Annotated in this window: 4 protein-coding genes; 1 reads left to right on the top strand and 3 read right to left on the bottom strand. The window is 59.9% G+C overall.

The window, feature by feature from the left end; translation table 11 throughout:
* The 3 genes from OSA81_13580 to OSA81_13570 all read right to left on the bottom strand — a co-directional run.
* Positions 1-302, bottom strand: a 302-nt coding sequence (locus tag OSA81_13580) for a hypothetical protein (GenBank protein MDE0900032.1), incomplete at its 3' end; no start/stop codon positions are given.
* Positions 299-862, bottom strand: a complete 564-nt coding sequence (locus tag OSA81_13575) for a hypothetical protein (GenBank protein ID MDE0900031.1) — start codon at positions 860-862, stop codon at positions 299-301. The genes OSA81_13575 and OSA81_13580, both read right to left, overlap by 4 nt.
* A 58-nt stretch (positions 863-920) precedes the next feature.
* On the bottom strand, positions 921-1,199 hold the full coding sequence (locus OSA81_13570) for a DUF2461 family protein (GenBank protein MDE0900030.1): 279 nt from the start codon (positions 1,197-1,199) through the stop codon (positions 921-923).
* 163 nt (positions 1,200-1,362) lie between these two features.
* On the opposite strand from OSA81_13570, the gene OSA81_13565 reads away from it, so the two are divergent.
* Entirely contained in the window at positions 1,363-2,508 is a 1,146-nt protein-coding gene (locus OSA81_13565; protein MDE0900029.1) for a hypothetical protein, read from the top strand.
* Positions 2,509-2,718 lie beyond the last annotated feature (210 nt).

The following is a 2,718-nucleotide window of genomic DNA, read 5'->3' as shown; positions in this document are numbered from 1 at the left end:
GAGAGGGCGATCGTGATCGCGTTGGTCACGCTCGCGAGGACTGCGGCGCGCTGCACGGTTAGGCCCGCGATGAGGCGATAGATCGCGAACTCAAACAGAACGACCAGGGCTTCGACGGGCCAGAAACCGATATTGAAACAGGGACCGTAGATCAGGGAGTTGGTGATGGGGTGGGTCACCATATTGGCGCAGAGCACGACGAGCAAAATGTCATTGGGTCTGGACTTTATCGTGAGGCCAGCAGCGATCGTGATCTCGACAGCAATCGTGGCGAGCAGGGTGAAGGCGTATGTGGAGATCAAGCGCTTGCTCGCTTGAGTCTTCGCTTGCGCAATGCGATCAGGCCTACGACTCCGCAAACGACGGCTGCGATGGGAAGCGCCCAGATTCGTAACCAGCTGACGGGCTTCTTGGAGGAATCGAATTCTTGGGTACGCACGGCTTCGAGTTGGATGCCCGCAGCGGAGATGTCCACGATGCGAATGGTCGTCAGGACGCTCGCAACCGGCGAGAGAACAGAGACTTGAGATGGGCTGGACACGGGCGGCCTTGCCTGGAGGAAACTTTCGAACGCAGCGCGCGGCACCCTTCCCCCCTCCGATGATGTGGGCAAATCTGTACCGCGGGGCAGCGCGTATATGCGAGTTCCGTACTTGCTCGAGTAGAAGAAAGGAACCCCAGGCTCGGCGACGGTTACATGGGAAGGCCCAAACAAGGTCGCGCCCACCACCAGCCACCCGTCAAAATCCTCGGGGTTTTCGATGGCGACCTGGTGGGACACCTTCTTGAATCCCGGCAAAGTGAGGTCGGGGAGGGGCGAGAGCAAGCAGAGCCCGAGCAGGAAGGTGGCGGAGAGAGTCATGACGAAAGTTGTGTGAGACCCATAAATCATGCGCCGCCGCGCATGAGTGAATCAAGACTCATCCGTCAATTGGGCTCGGGGTCGAACCCTTTCGGCGCTTCGCGTCCTCTGCAATCGCAGTTCTGATCTTCAGGACGGCAGGTCCGTCGGGCTGCCAGATCCCTGTCCCGACCATCGCGCTCTTCGTGTCGATGCGCAGGTAGAACCCAGGAGCCGACACGTTCTTGCCAATCTCCTGCCGCATGATCAGCGTCACGTTCGTGCGGTAGGAACTCTTGTCCTTGGAGAAGCGCGTGTTGTTCGCAGCGAGTTCCCGAGGGCGTCCTTGAAATGCCATATTACTGCTACTTTCCGGCGATCGGCGATGAGTCTCGAGAGTACGAGCCTGCTGGACACGAGAGCGCGCTGCATGGTGACACATCGAATCCAGAAATCGGATTGGGAGCCCCCGCACGCCTCACTAGCAGGCTATTGATCAATAGCTTGCTAGATTACACGCCATGTACGACGACGATGCCGGAGTCGATGGCGAAGGAGAGTTCGAGAGCCCGCCCGACCAGCCGTTCGTGGATAAGTTCGACGCACTTCCGCCCGCCGAACGACAACTGAGTCCCTGGCTGTGGCTCGTGGACCTTTACTTTCGGCCCACCCTGTTCTTCAAGCACTACGCGAGGGAGAGCACCGGAGCGCTCGTCATCCTCTGCGCGTGGATACTCGGAGCTACCAGCTACTCCTCTCACCTCGATGGCGACGAGGACCTGCTCAACGCCAACTGGGCCTATTACTGGGGATACCTGCTGGGGGCCGGCGCCATAGTGGGGCTGATCCTGCACTTTTTCCTCGGCACCTGGTGGTACCGGTTTCGACTCCACATGGCAGGCGTGCAAGGCAATCCAGATCCTGGAGTGGTCCGTCGGCTCTACCTGTATTCGGCCACGGTCACAGCGCTCCCCTCGATGCTCATCATGGTGCGGGATGCCATGGCCCACGCATCGCCTATGGAGTCCTTCAACTCGCCCATCGGATGGTGGCACTTCGCGGACTTCGCGTTCCTCTTCTGGTCGGTGTTCTGCAGCTACCGAGGTGTCCGTGCACTGTTCAAGACGCGAACGCTGCCAACGGTTATCTGGTTCCTCGCGCTACCACTGTTCGTGTACTCGCTGGTGCTCGTCGTCCTCGTCGGCGCGCTCGTCCTTCTCCAGACCGAGGAGCCCGACCTCGAGAACATCCAGATCTTCAGCGGCGATGGAATCGAATTCGCCTTTCCCGGGAACTGGGAGAGCAAGGAGAACGAATCCGATCCCGGGTACGACTTTGTAGAGCTCGAAGGATCCGGAGCGTACGTGAGCGTGACCACGTACTGGTCAGAGGAGTCCGAAGAAGCCGAAGTCGGCATCACGATCGAGGGCTACGCGGAGTCTGAAAACTGGACCTTCTTGGACACATTCAACTCCCTGGGTCCCCTCCAAGGAGCAGGGCAGATGGGTACCTACACGGAAGACGGTTACGTATTCGAAGTACGCATATTCGTCGTGAAGCACGGGGAGGATCAGATGCTCGAGTTCCACGCTGTCTTCGACACGGCCGATGTCGACTTGATCTTGCCGGTCGTCGAGCATGTCGCCGAGACTCTGGAGCACAGGTAACGGGAGTCGGGATACTCATTGCCGCTGCCTCGCGTCACCCGCGGTCGTCGGCTGGATAGGATCTGTGCGCCCGGCATTTCCACCTAGGAACCCATGCACCTCCTCTTCCGCTCGCTACTCGCGCGCCCACTCCTCTGTACTGCAGGAGCGGACGACGAGATCGTCGCGCACCTGGGGCTGGAAAGCACCGTGCCGGTTCCCATGCCGGCG

The organism is Longimicrobiales bacterium (assembly GCA_028823235.1).
Classification (GTDB): domain Bacteria; phylum Gemmatimonadota; class Gemmatimonadetes; order Longimicrobiales; family Gaopeijiaceae; genus UBA2589.
This window is presented reverse-complemented; position numbering and strand designations above follow the sequence as displayed.

What these genes read in the sequence shown, in the direction of transcription:
- OSA81_13575 (MDE0900031.1), bottom strand. Translation starts at nt 862, where the DNA reads ATGACTCTCTCCGCCACCTTCCTGCTCGGGCTCTGCTTGCTCTCGCCC.
- OSA81_13570 (MDE0900030.1), bottom strand. Translation starts at nt 1,199, where the DNA reads ATGGCATTTCAAGGACGCCCTCGGGAACTCGCTGCGAACAACACGCGC.
- OSA81_13565 (MDE0900029.1), top strand. Translation starts at nt 1,363, where the DNA reads ATGTACGACGACGATGCCGGAGTCGATGGCGAAGGAGAGTTCGAGAGC.